Here is a 14,103-nt window from a genome sequence, read left to right as displayed (position 1 = left end):
AGGGCTAAAATGAACTTTATTTTAGCCCTTTGTCTTCTTTTCAGCTCAGCGTGATAGAAAACCTTTGAAGTCTAGGAAGGACGAGTACTGGAGCGGAGCGAATTTGACATTCGTGAGCACCAGCACGCAGGACTGACAAAGAATGCGAGGGTTTGTCTACACGCTGAAGCAGTCCTTATCAGGGGACTGCTTTTTTCTTGTGTTATGCTTTGTTAGCCACAGGTTCCGTTGTTTTCCCATTCTTTTCAAACAAATCACTTGTCACAGAATTAGATGCGACATTCTTCTGGAAGAATGGATTCAATATCAAGATGACCACAACGTTTGCTAGTAAACCGAGAAAGCCTTCATAAAGGCCGAATGTCATTTGTGTCATATTCGCTGTAAAGGTCACGATAATTCCTACGATGAGCCCCGCAATCGTTGCTTCTCTCGATTGTTTTTTCCAGAACAAGCTGATGGCAATGGCTGGGAAAATTTGAACCATTCCAGAAACACCGATCAGCTGAAGCGTGACGAGCGCAGTCGGGAACAGCATACCGAATAAAAGAGCAAGACCGATCACGATAAATACCATCGAACGTGTAATGATCGTTAACCGTTTAGGTGACACATTTGGATGGATTAAATCACGGTACAAATTATTGGCAAATAAATTCGACGCCCCAATGGCCATGATCGAACATGGAATGAGAGAAGCAAGTGCAATCGTTGAATACGCAAGCCCCTGCATCACGCCGCCATATGACGTCTGAATTAAATGAAGAAGAGCAAATCTTGGATTTGTATCTTCCGGTAAGACTAAAAAGGCAATGAAGCCAAGGAAGATGACCAAAATCAATACAATGTTGTAAAGAGGTAAAAACATACTGTTTTTACGGATGGCATCTGCGCTTTTGGCTGTGAAAACACCAGTTGCTGCATGAGCCCACATAAATAATGCGAGTGCAGAAACACCTGATGCGGTAATAAACCACAAAATGCCTTTAGGGCCGCTTTCAGGAATCGTCAGAAGCTGTGGAGCTTCCTTAGCTAACGTATTCATCATTGGTGTCCAGCCGTTAAAATGAATAATCGGGAGGGAAACGACCATAAAGAGCATGATCACCCAAACAAGAATATCTTTAATAATGGCTGTATATGTAGGACCTTTAATACCACTGAAAAATGTATAAAGTGCAACTAAAATAAATGAAATCATAACAACTGCATTCACATTAATATAACTCGTTCCAGCGACAGTTAACGTATCTTGAATCCCGCTGAGCTGAAGACAAATGTATGGAATGAGCATGAGTACACCAACAATGGCAATCAAACTAGATAACAGTTTACTGTCAAATCGCTCACGTGCATAGTCAGCAAGTGTTGTCAGCTTGTGATTTTTTGCAACCGTCCAAAGTTTTGGTAAGAAGAAATACGCAATAAAATAAGCAAGAACTGAATAGGGGATAGCGAAAAAAGCAACACTTCCCGCTGTATAAGCTGTACTTGTGAGCCCTAAAAAGGTATAAGCAGTATATAAGTCTGCGCCAACAAGGAACCAGACGAGAAGCCCGCCAAATTTTCTCCCGCCAACAGACCATTCTTCGACTGATTGTCTTGATGATTTATCACGACCAGCGGCAAAACCGATGACCACGACGATGAAAATGATACTTGCAGTAATCAATAAAGCTGTTAAGTTTCCTTGCATTCGTCAGTTCCTCCATTTGAATGTTGCATCCTGTAAATGATAAATGTGCAAACGGGTGTGAGTACAATCCATAGTAAGAGCCAGAAGTGGAAAAAAGGCAGCCCGATGACAAATGGATGAATACGATTCACAAAGGGGAGCAGTGCAAGCTGTCCAATGAATGGAATCGCGATGAGTAGCGCCAGTATCAGTTTTTTGTTCATGTTTTCCTCCTCTAATATTTTGTAATTTCATAATAATAGCAGTTGTCAGATTAGATCACAAGACCATTTTCAGAAAAAACAATCATTTTTATGAATATCATACTAATATAACGCTTTCATTTTTAAAAAGAGGTAAATAGTGAAGAATGAGAAAGGAAGACTTAAAAATAAGTATGGAAAAATAATATTCAGAGCAAATAAAAAAGCCCCAGCATGACGCTGAGACTGTGCCGTTTTTTATAGGAAATCAGATACTTCTTCGATGTCAAAACGATTGCTTTTGTGAGCTTCTTTTGCTGCTTTCCCGACAGAAATCAACATCACTGGTTCGTATCGACCACTCACATTGAATTCTTTTACGTACGCTTCTTTGCTGAAACCGCCCATTGCGCATGTATCATATCCCATTGCTTTCGCCGCAATCATTAACTGCATAGCAGCTAACGAAGCGTTTGAATACGCAGCTTCACGTGCATATTGCTCGCTTTGGTAAGCACCATTGATTTGCGTCATCAATGTTTCTTTAATATCTTCTGTGATGAAGCCTTGTTCTGCTAGCTCACTGTAGATTTTTTCACCCTTTAGATTGGCTTCAAGGTCACCTAGCACAGCAATCACAGCTGATGCTTGAGAGACTTGTTTTTGGTTGTAAGCAATTGGAAGAAGCTTTGCTTTTGATTCAGCACTATGGAACACAGTGAAATGCCAATGCTGAAGGTTCCAAGCAGATGGTGCTTTTGTTGTGATATCAAGAAGCTCTTTTAACTCTTCTTTTGTCATTTCATGAGTTGTATCATACTCTTTTACTGAAGCTCTTTCTTTTAAAATGTCAATCGTTTTTTGATCGCTCGCCATATGGATATTTCCTCCCGTTTTTGCAAATAGTATGGTACAATAAATAAAAAAGTGAGAAACTTACTTATTGTAACTAGAGATATATTTTAAATTGTACACCGTTAGTTTGTCAAACGATTATGAAAAGAAAGGCTGAAATATATGGAATTTCAATTATGTCCAAACATTCAGCAAGCTTTTTTGCTTCTTGGCAAAAGGTGGAATGGTCTCATCATTCATGTATTGCTTGATGGTCCGAAGCGGTTTAAAGACCTGACGGACATTATTCCATCCATCAGTCAAAAAATGCTCGCAGAACGCTTAAAAGAGCTTGAGCAAGAAGGAATCATAAAGCGCACTGTACTTCCTGAAACGCCAGTCAAAGTCATCTATTGTCTAACCGAAAAAGGGAGTGCATTACATGGTGTGTTCGGAGAAGTATCGCGCTGGGCAGGGGAGTATGCTGGATCTCATGTAAAAAAGGAGCAAGCCTAGTTTTAGGTTTGCCCAAACGTTTTGTCTCCTAATGAATATGCTGATGTTAGGCACATGACAAAGGAGGAGAAAAGCATGTACCCTCATACTCCGTATTTTCGAGGCGGTGCCCCTGGCATTCCGCCATATGAATCTAGAGTCCCTTTGTTTTTTGGTTTTGGCGCTCCTTTAGTCGGCGGACTGCTTGGCGGATTTCTAGGAAGTGCGATTTTTAATTATCCTCGTCCATATTACCCGCCACCACCACCGCCTGTTCCACCACCTTATGGCGGCGGATATCCACCATATTATTAAGAAAAAAGAGTAAGCCTGCTTCCATTTCAAAGCAGGCTTTTTATAATGGAATATCAATTTCAGAAATGCCTGGATCATCATGCTTTAAAAACATAATTTCTAAAATACCATCTTGATACGAAGCCTTCGTTCCTTTTCTTTTCACAGCAGCAGGCAGGACAACCTTCTTTTGTTTATTCTCTTCAGGAAAATGATCAATAAACAGCAGATTGGCTGTATGTTTGATTTTTACTTTCTCCGTGTTCGGACGATCGAGCTCTATTTTGACAAACACGTGATCTGTCGTCTCAAATACTTCAACATTCGGCTCTTTCTTTTTTTTATCGTCTGTCTCTCTTTCTTTCTGCTTCTGAGACAGCGGATCCTGAAAGGGGAATTGAGCAGAATAATTGGAGCCGAAAACACTTTCCATGACTTGATTGACATATTGCTCAACGTCTTTAGGATCTGAATTTTTTAACGCTTCTTTTGAAAATTGCTTTTGAAAAGGAAATAATCGGTTCCAGTCAAACATGCAAATCATCCTTTCTAAATGCCCTGAATTAGTATATGCCCATAAAGTGATGTGCGTGCTATAATATACGATAGGTTTAGAAAGGAATGGTTAGATTGAACGAACAGCAATCAAAAGGTGTCTTATATACGGCTGCATCTTTTACATTATGGGGGTTATTCCCATTATATTGGAAGCTGATGGAGCATATTTCGTCAGGCGAAATTTTAGCGCACAGAATCATATGGTCCTTTGTTTTTATGTGCGGTATTCTTTTATATTTAAAGCAAGTCCGTCCAGCGATGCAGACTGTGAAAGGTCTGATGATAGATGGAAAAGCACTTTTTTCATTACTTTTATCGGCTATTTTAATTTCGGTCAACTGGTATGTATACATTTGGGCTGTAAATCACGATCTGATGCTGGAAGCGAGTTTAGGGTATTATATTAATCCGCTTGTATCAGTTTTACTAGGCATCATTTTCTTAAAAGAACGACTGAATAAAATGCAAACCACCGCCATTCTCATTGCTGCAGCTGGGGTCATCATCTCAACTGTTCAGTACGGCTCATTTCCTGTCGTGGCTTTCGTATTGGCTTTTAGTTTTGGGTTTTATGGACTGATTAAAAAAAGGATGAGTTTTACGAGTGCCATTGGATTAACCATTGAAACACTGCTTCTTGCACCAGCTGCGCTTGTTTACTTATTCTTCTTCTTAAAAGAACCTGTTGTCACGATGAATCCGAGCAGCTTCGGCTCTCTTGGGCTATTATTTTTTGCAGGTGTCTTTACAGCTGTACCGCTTCTTTTATTTTCTGAAGGAGCCAAAAGAATTCCTTTATACCAAGTTGGTATTTTGCAGTATATTGCACCAACTATTACACTCTTTTTGGGGCTGTTTGTGTATCACGAACACTTATCTGCAGCAAAAATCGTGACATTCCTCTGTATTTGGGTGGCGATTTTACTATTTACAACCTCTCAACTCCGAATGAAAAAAACAGCGAATTCTCATTAAAGAGACGAAGCAGTTTGCTTTTTTTTGCAGGCGGATCATGTCATAATAAGTTGTTACCAAAACTGTAGAGGTGATCACATGTCATCAGTCGATGAGCTTGCACACGCTTATCAATCTTTATGGAAAAATCGGCAGCTTGATGTAGTGGATATGACTTCATTACACGAGGCGATACGAGATGATTTGCTTGATGCACGCACCCATCCTCGCGCAAGAAAGTCATTACATCAAAAGTATGTACTCGCTGTGGAAAGAATTTTAGAAAGCACGATTGAACAGGGTCATCAACTACAGCTGATCAGCTTACATACGAAAAAGCTGCGAGAACTAATTCAAAATGAAGGAAGGAACCACTCATGAAACCAATTCAAACGGAAGATGTCACAGCACATCTTGAATCGTTTTTAAATCGGCCAGTCTTCGTTCATCTTGAAACGACAACTGGTTCTTATTCAGCTCATGTGAATGAGCAAAATATGACGGTCGTGGCGTATATCCGCAACGCAAAAGTTGTCTATTCACAGGCAAAAATAAAAGGACAAGGTCCATACCGTGTCGGAATGAAAACAGAAGATGGCTGGATTTACGCAGAAGGTTTAACCGATTACGTGTTTGATGAACAAGGTCGCCTGCTGTTAGCAGGACACCTGCCAGACGGAAAACTAGCGATCTCATTACAAATTAGTGAAACACCATTTCAGGTGTAGGAGAGAGGGGAACAGTGATGAACGAACATGTACTTGTGATGCTGCCTCACCCCGACGATGAATCCTTCGGGGTCGCAGGGCTCATCGCGCAAAGCAGAAAACGTGGAATTCCAGTGACGTATGCATGCGGGACACTTGGAGAAATGGGAAGAAATATGGGAAGTCCAACTTATGCTAACCGTGAGACACTTCCTGAATTAAGAAAACAGGAATTAATCAATGCATGTAAAGAAATGGATGTCACAGACTTGCGAATGCTTGGTCTTCGAGATAAAACGTTGGAATTTGAAGATGATGAGTATTTAGCGGATGTGATGGAACGCATAATTGATGAAGTGAAACCAACTCTTATTGTCACGTTTTATCCAGGTCATGGCGTACACCCTGATCATGATGCGACAGGTGAAGCGGTCATTCGTGCTCTATACCGCAAGAAAAAAGAAGACCGTCCTGTCACATACTGCATGGCCATTACGAAAAATCGAGAAGAAGTGCTAGGAAATGCCGATATTGTGATTGATATTACGGATGTAGCCGATATCAAATTAAATGCACTAAGAGCGCATAGAACACAAACAGAAGGCATGCTAAGAGAGCTTGAACAAAAGCTGAAAAACAAAGAACCAGTCGTTCAAAAATGGTTTGATGAAGAAATTTTCTGGACGTATCAATGGAATGACTAAATGAAAGGCAGCTGACTGAAGTCAGCTGCCTTTTCCTGTTGTATCAGAATGCATACGTCTTTCAATCAACCTGAGACGAACAAATAGGACGATGGCACCTGCGGCAAGCCCAGTAATCAGCCCAACCCAATAACCAAACGCTCCAAATGAGGTATACGTGCCAATCAAGTAGCCAGCTGGAAGGCCGATGACCCAGTAAGAGACAAACGCAGCAATCAGTGTGTAATTCACATCTTTATAGCCGCGCAGAGCCCCTTGAATGGGTGCAGCGATCGCATCAGACAGCTGGAAAAAGATCGCATACATCAAAAAGTGCTGTGTCATTTGTAAAACAGCTGATTCAGTTGTATATAAACCAGCGATCTCAGGTCTAAATAACAAGATGAGTGCTGCAGTACATAATGAGAACAAAACAGCTGTTGCAATGCCAATATAGCTGTAGCTTTTTGCGTCTTTATACCGCATGGCACCGGCTTCAAAACCTACAACAATCGTTAAAGCCATTGAGATACTAAGCGGCAGGATATATAAAATAGAAGCAAAGTTCATCGCTGCTTGGTGACTGGCGATTGTCACGGTATCAAAGTGACCCATTAAGAGCGTGACAGCTGCAAAAATACTTGTTTCAAAAAAGATCGCAAACCCAATAGGGATACCGATTTTCAGTATTTGACCCATTCGGGAGACGTTAAAACGAGGTAATGTCTGAAACAACCGAAAGGATGCAAACGGTTCGGCTTTGATGACAATACAAATACTCATGATGAAAATCGCCCAATACGTCAGCGCAGATGCAAGACCAGCCCCTGCACCGCCAAGCTTTGGAAACCCAAAGTTTCCAAAAATAAAGAGATAATTTAAAACAAAATTAATAGGAAGTGCGGTTAACGTAATGAACATCGTCACACGTGTTTTTCCTAATGCATCAATGAACGATCTCATGACTGAATAACCAAAAAGCGGGATGATCCCAATAGCAAGGAAGCTGAGAAAATGACGGGCAATAGTTTCTACGGATGGTTCAAGCCCAAGTCTCCCTAAAATAAACGGAACACACAACGATCCAATAACAATCACCACGATACTTAAAAGAAAAGATAAATAAATGGCCTGGAAGACTGCACGAGGAACGTCTTCCCTGCGGCCGCCACCCATCAGCTGAGCCACAATAGGGGTAACAGCCATTAAAATGCCAGCGAGGCCAGTATAAACAGGTGTCCAAATGCTCGAACCGATCGCAACACCTGCTAGGTCTTCTGCACTCACTTTTCCAGACATCACCGTGTCTAAAAATGTGATGAGCGAAAGACCTGCTTGTGTAATTAAAATCGGAATCAATATGGTTAAAAATTGTGACAGCTTTGCTCGAATACTATTCGTTTCTCTCATCATAAGTTCCTCTCTGAACAGAAATAACGAGAGGAATTATATCACGCTATGTAAAAAAATCAATTCTCCGTCGGATTATTTTTCTTTGAGGGCTTCGTTTTTTTGAACATTTGGGCATAAATAAAAGAAAGACTGACAACACCTAAAATGCTGCAAGCATATTGAATCACTTTTTGAATGGTCATATTGAATTCACCTCCATACAAATAGAATGTGCACAATTTGTTATTTTATGACACAAGCGAAAGAAGGAGGGACATGGTGAGATGATCAATCGCACAAATGAAGAAGCGATGTTTAAGTTAGAAATGAAATCTCATTTAACGCAAATTATGATGGATGCAAGGAAAATCGTCGAATCGCTTGACCAGACGGAACAATGCCTTCTTTGTGAACTCGAATCATTGCATGATCAGTTTAATGAAATGCATGCAGAGGCTTCCTCGTTTTATTTACAAGCATATATGGAAGAATTCACACCAGGTTTTGCTCAATTTTCTTTAGCCATTGAGAACTTATCAAAACAAAAGCATGGCGCACTGATTGTGATTCAAAGGAGAGATGAGGTGGAGGATTATATACAAAAAGGGACAAACCTCCATGCGAAAATTAGCGCATCATTAATAGAAAGCATTTTCTATCCTGGAAACCCACTTCATGATGGCGCCCTTTTAGTAAAAGAAAACACGCTTGTTTCCGCTGCAAACGTCCTACCGCTCACCTCAAAAAAAGTCAGCCCTTCTCTAGGCACAAGACACCGGGCAGCCATTGGACTTTCTGGCATGACTGATGCCCTTGTTCTTGTGGTATCAGAAGAAACAGGGAAAATGTCGTTTGCGAAAGAAGGCGTCCTCTATCCGTTAACTGTAAAAGACCAAGAAATCAGAAAGTAAACATGAACACAGCATTCTTCTTTGGGAAGGGTGCTTTTTTTATTGAGGAGAAAAAACAGGCAATTAAGTAAAAAGTCATTTGATACAGAAAAATTTGTCATGTAGAATAGAACTATGAAACTAGCAACGTGCTTGTTTTGACAAATTTCTAAACGTCAACTTAAAAATTCCTTAAAAATTGTTTATAAATACAGCAAACAGCCGATAGAAACGATATGGCTTTGTTTTAGCATTTTGAGTTTGCTGCTCTAAAACCTATTTAGTATTGCCCAACGTCTTCATGTCGAGTAATATTATAGAAATAAAGATAAAATAGTGCAAGAGAAGCAGAACCATTAAATGCTAAACTCAAAACTAGTACATAAGTCTTATGGGACGAAATCATGAAAGGCGGAGATTCATCTATGAAGAAAAAAGTAGTAACCGGCCTCACAGTTTCAGCGATCGCGGGCTCAGCTGTTATTGCTGCACCGGCAGAAGCACAGACGATCAAGGTGAAAAGCGGTGACTCACTTTGGAAGATTGCCGAACAGTACAACACAAGTATTTCGGAACTTCAATCTCTTAATCAATTAAAAACGACGATGATTTTTGCAGGACAAAGCTTAAAGATTCCTGGTGCAAAAAGTTCAAAATCCAGCTCATCAACAAGTTCAAAAGCAACGAAATCAAGTGCTTCAACAACATCTAGCTATACAGTCAAGCTTGGGGATTCATTATGGCTGATTGCGAAGAATCACAAAATGTCAGTTGCAAGTTTGAAAAGTTTGAACAGCTTAAACAGTGACCTTATTCGTCCTGGACAAAAGCTGAAAGTGTCTGGAACGACGAAAACGAGCGGCAGCCAGTCCTCAAATTCAAACTCAACATCTAATTCCAGCTCAAGTAACAAATCAACGAATTCTAATAGTTCATCATCAGCATCTAGTACATATAAAGTAAAATTAGGCGATTCACTATGGAAAATTGCCAATTCGTTAAACATGTCGATTGGTGAAATTAAAACATTGAACTCGCTAAAATCTGATATGATTTATCCAAATCAAGTATTGAAGGTAAAAGGAACGGTGACGTCAAAACCAAGTCAGCCGAAAGCACCTGCTCAACCTAGCACGCCTTCAAACAGCAATCAGTCTTCAAGTAGTAAAACAACATCTTATACGGTTAAATCAGGTGATTCATTATGGAAAATTGCGAATCAGTTTAAGGTGCAGGTTCAATCAATCCGCACAGCAAACAGCTTGAAAAGTGATGTGCTGAGAATTGGACAAGTATTAAAAATCAACGGAACAGCTTCCGGTTCAACTGGATCTAATGGTTCTACGTCAAACGGTTCAACAACACCGGTCAACAATAATAAAACTGACGTTCCAATGAATGCAAAAATCACGACAATGATTCAAGAAGGTAAAAAACTCACAGGCATTCCTTACAGATGGGGTGGCAATACACCAGCTGGATTTGATTGTAGCGGCTTTGTTTACTATCTCATTAATAAGGTTTCATCAGTATCTAGATTGAGTACAGCAGGATACTGGAATATGATGACGCCTGTCAGCACACCACAAGTTGGAGATTTTGTTTATTTCACAACGTACAAAGCAGGTCCTTCTCATATGGGACTATACCTAGGTGGAGGAGATTTCCTTCATGCAAGTGACAGCGGAGTAGGAATTTCAAACTTAAGCAATCCTTATTGGAAAAAAGCCTACCTAGGCGCAAAACGTTTCTTCTAAAAAAGCCGATTTTCGGCTTTTTTTGTTTGCCCGTTGCTGTGATTGTCCATACTGATATCAAAAGGGGGCAGTCATAAATGAAAAAGTCAGTGTGGATGATCATGATATGTTTGATCTTTACCGCATCAGCATGTCATGCACCGCCGAAAAAAGAAACGACAGAAGAAACAAGAGAAGTTGCCGCACCTAAACAAGCACCAGTCACAACGTCACTCATAAACGAAAGCGGGCAAAAAATAGGGAGCATTGAAATAAGAGAGTCCTCAGAAAATGGGCTGGATCTGCATGTGAAAGCGAAAGGACTGCCACCAGGTCCTCACGGCTTTCATATTCATGAAACAGGAATATGTGAAACGCCAGATTTTGAAACAGCAGGTGCACATTTTAATCCGACCCATAGAGAGCATGGCTTCGACAACCCAAAAGGGCATCATGCTGGAGATATGCCTAATTTAGAGGTAGGGGCAGATGGACAAATTGATGTTGTCGTGAATGTACCAGATGTGACGTTAAAGGGAGGCCCAAATCAATTAATCGATCAAAACGGGCGAAGTTTCATCATCCATGCAGAAGCAGATGATTACTTAAGCAACCCTTCTGGCAACTCAGGGAAACGCATTGCTTGCGGAGCCATCACAAAAGAAATGGTAAAATAACAGAAGACGAACCTTTATGTATTGAGTGCATAAAGGTTTTTTTAGTATACTTGGTGAGGAAAATGATCGAAGAGAGGAATTAATCATATATGTTTAACCAACCATCACTCCCAGAAGAAATTCAAGCAATGATCGAAGCAAAAGGAAAAGTTCTCGAAGAAGAATTTCGTCCGCTTATCGGAACAGGCGGCTATGAATCACAAGATACGTCTATTATTCAAGATGCCATGATTGCACTTGCCCTAGGAAAAAATGTTCTGTTAAAAGGACCGACGGGCTCAGGTAAAACCAAACTAGCAGAAACTTTATCCGCTTTCTTTCAACAGCCGATGCACAGTGTAAACTGCTCAGTTGACCTTGATGCAGAAAGTCTTATTGGCTATAAAACCATCCATAATGATGGACAAGTTGCTTCTATAGAATTCATTGAAGGACCCGTTACAAAAGCAATGAAAAAAGGACACCTTTTATATATTGATGAAATCAACATGGCAAAACCAGAAACACTGCCTATTTTAAACGGTGTGCTTGATTACAGAAAAATGATGACAAACCCATTTACAGGTGAAGTCGTTAGAGCAGAAGAAGGTTTTGGCGTGATTGCAGCAATCAATGAGGGATATGTGGGGACAGTGCCGCTCAATGAAGCGCTGAAAAATCGTTTTGTCGTCATTGAAGTTCCTTACATTGGCGGTGGCATTTTAAAAGAAGTACTGCACACTCAATCCGTATTAAAGGATGAGCGTTTAATCGATCAATTCGTACAGCTCTCATCAGATCTCATCGTCCAAGCACACAATGGACAGGTCAGTGAAGAAGCCGCATCCATTCGCGCACTGTTAGACACATGTGATCTTGCGCAATATATTCCGCCGCTTCGTGCAATTGAACGAGGAATTGTAGAGAAGCTAGAAGATGACCGGGAAAAAGCAGCGGTAAGAAATATCGCTCAAACATTATTCGAGTGAGGTTCTGACTTTTGAAATTCATCAAATTTAATGACAGCAGAATCGATTCATTTCTATTTATGGAATTAACGGATTTAGCCAAAACACTTGCCAAAAGTGATGATGTGGAGCTTGAATACGGTGTTCAATCGTACTATGAACCGTTTGAAAAGAAAATTTTCATCAGCCATTTTTGGGATGATCGTCATCAAGAGGATATGATGGCAGGCTTAAAAAGTGATGTGTTTCTGCGAGCAGTAGGGACAGTGTATAGCGATCTTACAGTATTTGAAGACATCATTCGCTATGCCCACACATTATCCATTCCTGATGTGTGCAAACAATTGTTTATGCTGTTTGAAGATATCCGCATTGAAGAGCGGATTAAACGTGACCGCCCAGGAACAAAAAAGGTATTTAAACGAAGAAGAGAGCTTTACAGACGTCACTTTAAAACACAATTAACGATTAACCAAGAGCGTAGTATTTTAACAGATGCACTCTTTTGTGCGATATACGTGAAGCTGACAGCCGAATCTCCGCTTGAAGAAATTCCACCCCTTCATGAGCGGATAGATCCAATGATTCCGTTTATTGAGTCGAGTCTTGAACGTGTATATGACGCACGCTCGACATCTGATATCGCCACTATTGTGAAGGAATTGACAGAAGGCTTCGATGAGCTCCTTGAAAAGGATATGCTGAATACATACTTCTTCTTCCCAGAATTGGACTATGAAAAAGCGGCAAAAGAACCGCTTTTCCATGACCTCAAAAGAAAGCCTAAATTAAGTGAGGATATAAAAGTCGATCGGGAAAAAGAGGGGGATGAAGACATCCATAATGAATATATGGAAGTATGGCATAGAGAAACAGAAGCACCATCTAAAAGTTTCCTTCAATTTGATTTAGAACACGGTGGTAAAAGCGATCTCGGTAAAGATGCGGCAAGAGAAGGTGACGATGGAGATCAGGCGCTTGGAACGGTTCAAGGTTCAGCCAAACAAACCCATCGAAAAGACTATTCAAAGCTTGAAGCACTAGAAGAGGCAGAAGGAGAAGAAAGCGGGGCAGATGCGCATGAGAATGGAAAAGAAAACAAATATGCATTTCCAGTCATGATTTCACCAGAACCTCCTTCACCAGAGCAAGTAGATGTGTACAAGCAGCACGCAAAGGCAATCGAGCCTTATCAGAAACGCTTAAAACAAATGATTCAAAAAACACTTGAGCATAAAAAATCATGGCCAAAAACAGATCTTCATGCAGGACGTCTCAGTAAAAAGCTCATTCGTTATTTTACAGAGTCCAACCCTCGACTATTTTATAAAAAACAAGCGCCATCTTCTCAAATTGATGCTGTGTTCACTTTATTAGTTGACTGTTCTGCAAGTATGTTTGACAAAATGGATGAGACAAAAAAAGGGATTGTTCTGTTTCATGAAGCTTTAAAATCAGTGCAGGTACCTCATCAAATTGTAGGGTTCTGGGAAGATACAAATGACGCAACTGAAACAAGTCAGCCGAACTACTTTAACACCGTCGTATCGTTCAAAGATTCCTTATTTGACGCAGGACCATCCATTATGTCACTTGAGCCAGAAGAGGATAACCGGGATGGATATGCGATTCGCCAAATGACAAAAATGATTTTAAAACGAAGAGAAGAGCAAAAGTTCCTCATTGTTTTCTCAGACGGAGAGCCGGCTGCATTCAGCTACGAACAAAATGGGATCGTGGATACACATGAAGCGGTTCTCGAAGCGAGAAAAAAGGGAATTGAAGTCATCAATGTGTTTTTATCCAATTCTCCGATTGAAGAGGCGCAGATGAAAACGATCCAAGATATGTATGGCAAGTTCAGCATTTTTGTACCGGATGTCGATACATTGCCAGATGTGCTATATCCATTACTCAAGAAATTGCTGCATAAAAGCATTGGGGCATAAGGTTTTGCCCCTTTCTTTAAAATATTTTTCGGAATGATTTAAATTTTTTGTTTTTCTTTGAATTTTTTATCTTTAATTGAACAAAGAATGTAGAAAGTAATCCGAAACA

17 protein-coding genes are annotated in these 14,103 nt (G+C 40.3%); 11 read left to right on the top strand and 6 right to left on the bottom strand.

What is annotated here, in order from left to right:
* Positions 1–202 precede the first annotated feature (202 nt).
* The 3 genes from NST09_RS09885 to NST09_RS09875 form a co-directional block, all read right to left on the bottom strand.
* A complete protein-coding gene (locus NST09_RS09885) occupies positions 203–1,696 on the bottom strand; it encodes a sodium:solute symporter (RefSeq protein ID WP_098680955.1) in 1,494 nt (497 codons plus the stop codon).
* Complete coding sequence (locus NST09_RS09880; RefSeq protein ID WP_017359680.1) at positions 1,681–1,899, bottom strand: DUF3311 domain-containing protein; 219 nt, start codon at positions 1,897–1,899, stop codon at positions 1,681–1,683. Before NST09_RS09880 ends, NST09_RS09885 begins: the two co-directional genes overlap by 16 nt.
* Before the next feature lie 237 nt (positions 1,900–2,136).
* Positions 2,137–2,754, bottom strand: a complete 618-nt coding sequence (locus tag NST09_RS09875; RefSeq protein WP_008346464.1) for a nitroreductase family protein — start codon at positions 2,752–2,754, stop codon at positions 2,137–2,139.
* A gap of 141 nt (positions 2,755–2,895) precedes the next feature.
* Here NST09_RS09875 and NST09_RS09870 point away from each other — a divergent pair, with 141 nt between their 5' ends.
* Entirely contained in the window at positions 2,896–3,228 is a 333-nt protein-coding gene (locus NST09_RS09870; protein WP_008346466.1) for a winged helix-turn-helix transcriptional regulator, read from the top strand.
* Between the two features lie 75 nt (positions 3,229–3,303).
* The gene (locus NST09_RS09865; protein WP_003215921.1) at positions 3,304–3,522 is read left to right on the top strand and encodes a hypothetical protein; all 219 of its coding nucleotides are present in this window, start codon (positions 3,304–3,306) and stop codon (positions 3,520–3,522) included.
* Between the two features lie 40 nt (positions 3,523–3,562).
* On the opposite strand, the gene NST09_RS09860 is transcribed toward NST09_RS09865, so the two are convergent.
* Positions 3,563–4,036, bottom strand: coding sequence for a germination protein GerT (locus NST09_RS09860; RefSeq protein WP_008346468.1), 474 nt, complete (start codon positions 4,034–4,036; stop codon positions 3,563–3,565).
* Between the two features lie 86 nt (positions 4,037–4,122).
* Between NST09_RS09860 and rarD the strand changes: the two genes are divergently transcribed.
* The 4 genes from rarD (at position 4,123) to bshB2 (ending at position 6,424) form a co-directional block, all read left to right on the top strand.
* Positions 4,123–5,034 (top strand): EamA family transporter RarD, encoded by a 912-nt coding sequence (gene rarD, locus NST09_RS09855; protein ID WP_034646492.1) that lies wholly within the window; start codon positions 4,123–4,125, stop codon positions 5,032–5,034.
* Between the two features lie 78 nt (positions 5,035–5,112).
* Positions 5,113–5,394 carry a hypothetical protein gene (locus NST09_RS09850; protein WP_008346472.1) on the top strand — a complete coding sequence of 94 codons (282 nt, stop codon included), beginning with the start codon at positions 5,113–5,115 and terminating at the stop codon, positions 5,392–5,394.
* Entirely contained in the window at positions 5,391–5,741 is a 351-nt protein-coding gene (locus NST09_RS09845) for a YojF family protein (protein WP_008346474.1), read from the top strand. The genes NST09_RS09850 and NST09_RS09845 overlap by 4 nt, the downstream gene beginning before the upstream one ends.
* Before the next feature lie 17 nt (positions 5,742–5,758).
* A complete protein-coding gene (gene bshB2 / locus NST09_RS09840) occupies positions 5,759–6,424 on the top strand; it encodes a bacillithiol biosynthesis deacetylase BshB2 (protein ID WP_007500738.1) in 666 nt (221 codons plus the stop codon).
* A gap of 21 nt (positions 6,425–6,445) precedes the next feature.
* On the opposite strand, the gene NST09_RS09835 is transcribed toward bshB2, so the two are convergent.
* Together NST09_RS09835 and NST09_RS09830 are read right to left on the bottom strand one after the other, a co-directional pair.
* Positions 6,446–7,813 carry an MATE family efflux transporter gene (locus NST09_RS09835; RefSeq protein WP_017359498.1) on the bottom strand — a complete coding sequence of 456 codons (1,368 nt, stop codon included), beginning with the start codon at positions 7,811–7,813 and terminating at the stop codon, positions 6,446–6,448.
* A gap of 59 nt (positions 7,814–7,872) precedes the next feature.
* Positions 7,873–7,998, bottom strand: a complete 126-nt coding sequence (locus NST09_RS09830) for a hypothetical protein (RefSeq protein WP_003215647.1) — start codon at positions 7,996–7,998, stop codon at positions 7,873–7,875.
* A gap of 81 nt (positions 7,999–8,079) precedes the next feature.
* Between NST09_RS09830 and cdaS the strand changes: the two genes are divergently transcribed.
* From cdaS to NST09_RS09805, 5 genes are all read left to right on the top strand, one after another.
* Positions 8,080–8,706, top strand: coding sequence for a sporulation-specific diadenylate cyclase CdaS (cdaS, locus tag NST09_RS09825; protein WP_007500734.1), 627 nt, complete (start codon positions 8,080–8,082; stop codon positions 8,704–8,706).
* 404 nt (positions 8,707–9,110) lie between these two features.
* On the top strand, positions 9,111–10,442 hold the full coding sequence (locus tag NST09_RS09820; protein ID WP_025207502.1) for a peptidoglycan endopeptidase: 1,332 nt from the start codon (positions 9,111–9,113) through the stop codon (positions 10,440–10,442).
* A gap of 77 nt (positions 10,443–10,519) precedes the next feature.
* Positions 10,520–11,098, top strand: a complete 579-nt coding sequence (locus tag NST09_RS09815; RefSeq protein WP_007500730.1) for a superoxide dismutase family protein — start codon at positions 10,520–10,522, stop codon at positions 11,096–11,098.
* A gap of 89 nt (positions 11,099–11,187) precedes the next feature.
* Positions 11,188–12,066 (top strand): MoxR family ATPase, encoded by an 879-nt coding sequence (locus tag NST09_RS09810; RefSeq protein ID WP_017367449.1) that lies wholly within the window; start codon positions 11,188–11,190, stop codon positions 12,064–12,066.
* 11 nt (positions 12,067–12,077) lie between these two features.
* Entirely contained in the window at positions 12,078–13,994 is a 1,917-nt protein-coding gene (locus tag NST09_RS09805; protein ID WP_074041995.1) for a VWA domain-containing protein, read from the top strand.
* Positions 13,995–14,103 lie beyond the last annotated feature (109 nt).

Origin of the sequence: Bacillus sp. FSL W7-1346 (assembly GCF_038593335.1) — a bacterium.
GTDB lineage: Bacteria > Bacillota > Bacilli > Bacillales > Bacillaceae > Bacillus > Bacillus altitudinis.
The sequence above is the reverse complement of the archived record's forward strand: the minus strand, read 5'-3'. Positions and strand labels throughout refer to the sequence as shown.

Excerpts from the sequence above, each read along its gene's own strand:
- NST09_RS09870 (WP_008346466.1), top strand. The coding sequence starts at position 2,896 with ATGGAATTTCAATTATGTCCAAACATTCAGCAAGCTTTTTTGCTTCTT.
- NST09_RS09885 (WP_098680955.1), bottom strand. The coding sequence starts at position 1,696 with ATGCAAGGAAACTTAACAGCTTTATTGATTACTGCAAGTATCATTTTC.
- NST09_RS09845 (WP_008346474.1), top strand. The coding sequence starts at position 5,391 with ATGAAACCAATTCAAACGGAAGATGTCACAGCACATCTTGAATCGTTT.
- rarD (WP_034646492.1), top strand. The coding sequence starts at position 4,123 with ATGGTTAGATTGAACGAACAGCAATCAAAAGGTGTCTTATATACGGCT.
- NST09_RS09860 (WP_008346468.1), bottom strand. The coding sequence starts at position 4,036 with ATGTTTGACTGGAACCGATTATTTCCTTTTCAAAAGCAATTTTCAAAA.
- NST09_RS09815 (WP_007500730.1), top strand. The coding sequence starts at position 10,520 with ATGAAAAAGTCAGTGTGGATGATCATGATATGTTTGATCTTTACCGCA.
- NST09_RS09865 (WP_003215921.1), top strand. The coding sequence starts at position 3,304 with ATGTACCCTCATACTCCGTATTTTCGAGGCGGTGCCCCTGGCATTCCG.
- NST09_RS09835 (WP_017359498.1), bottom strand. The coding sequence starts at position 7,813 with ATGAGAGAAACGAATAGTATTCGAGCAAAGCTGTCACAATTTTTAACC.
- bshB2 (WP_007500738.1), top strand. The coding sequence starts at position 5,759 with ATGAACGAACATGTACTTGTGATGCTGCCTCACCCCGACGATGAATCC.
- NST09_RS09850 (WP_008346472.1), top strand. The coding sequence starts at position 5,113 with ATGTCATCAGTCGATGAGCTTGCACACGCTTATCAATCTTTATGGAAA.
- NST09_RS09830 (WP_003215647.1), bottom strand. The coding sequence starts at position 7,998 with ATGACCATTCAAAAAGTGATTCAATATGCTTGCAGCATTTTAGGTGTT.
- NST09_RS09820 (WP_025207502.1), top strand. The coding sequence starts at position 9,111 with ATGAAGAAAAAAGTAGTAACCGGCCTCACAGTTTCAGCGATCGCGGGC.
- NST09_RS09880 (WP_017359680.1), bottom strand. The coding sequence starts at position 1,899 with ATGAACAAAAAACTGATACTGGCGCTACTCATCGCGATTCCATTCATT.
- cdaS (WP_007500734.1), top strand. The coding sequence starts at position 8,080 with ATGATCAATCGCACAAATGAAGAAGCGATGTTTAAGTTAGAAATGAAA.
- NST09_RS09810 (WP_017367449.1), top strand. The coding sequence starts at position 11,188 with ATGTTTAACCAACCATCACTCCCAGAAGAAATTCAAGCAATGATCGAA.
- NST09_RS09875 (WP_008346464.1), bottom strand. The coding sequence starts at position 2,754 with ATGGCGAGCGATCAAAAAACGATTGACATTTTAAAAGAAAGAGCTTCA.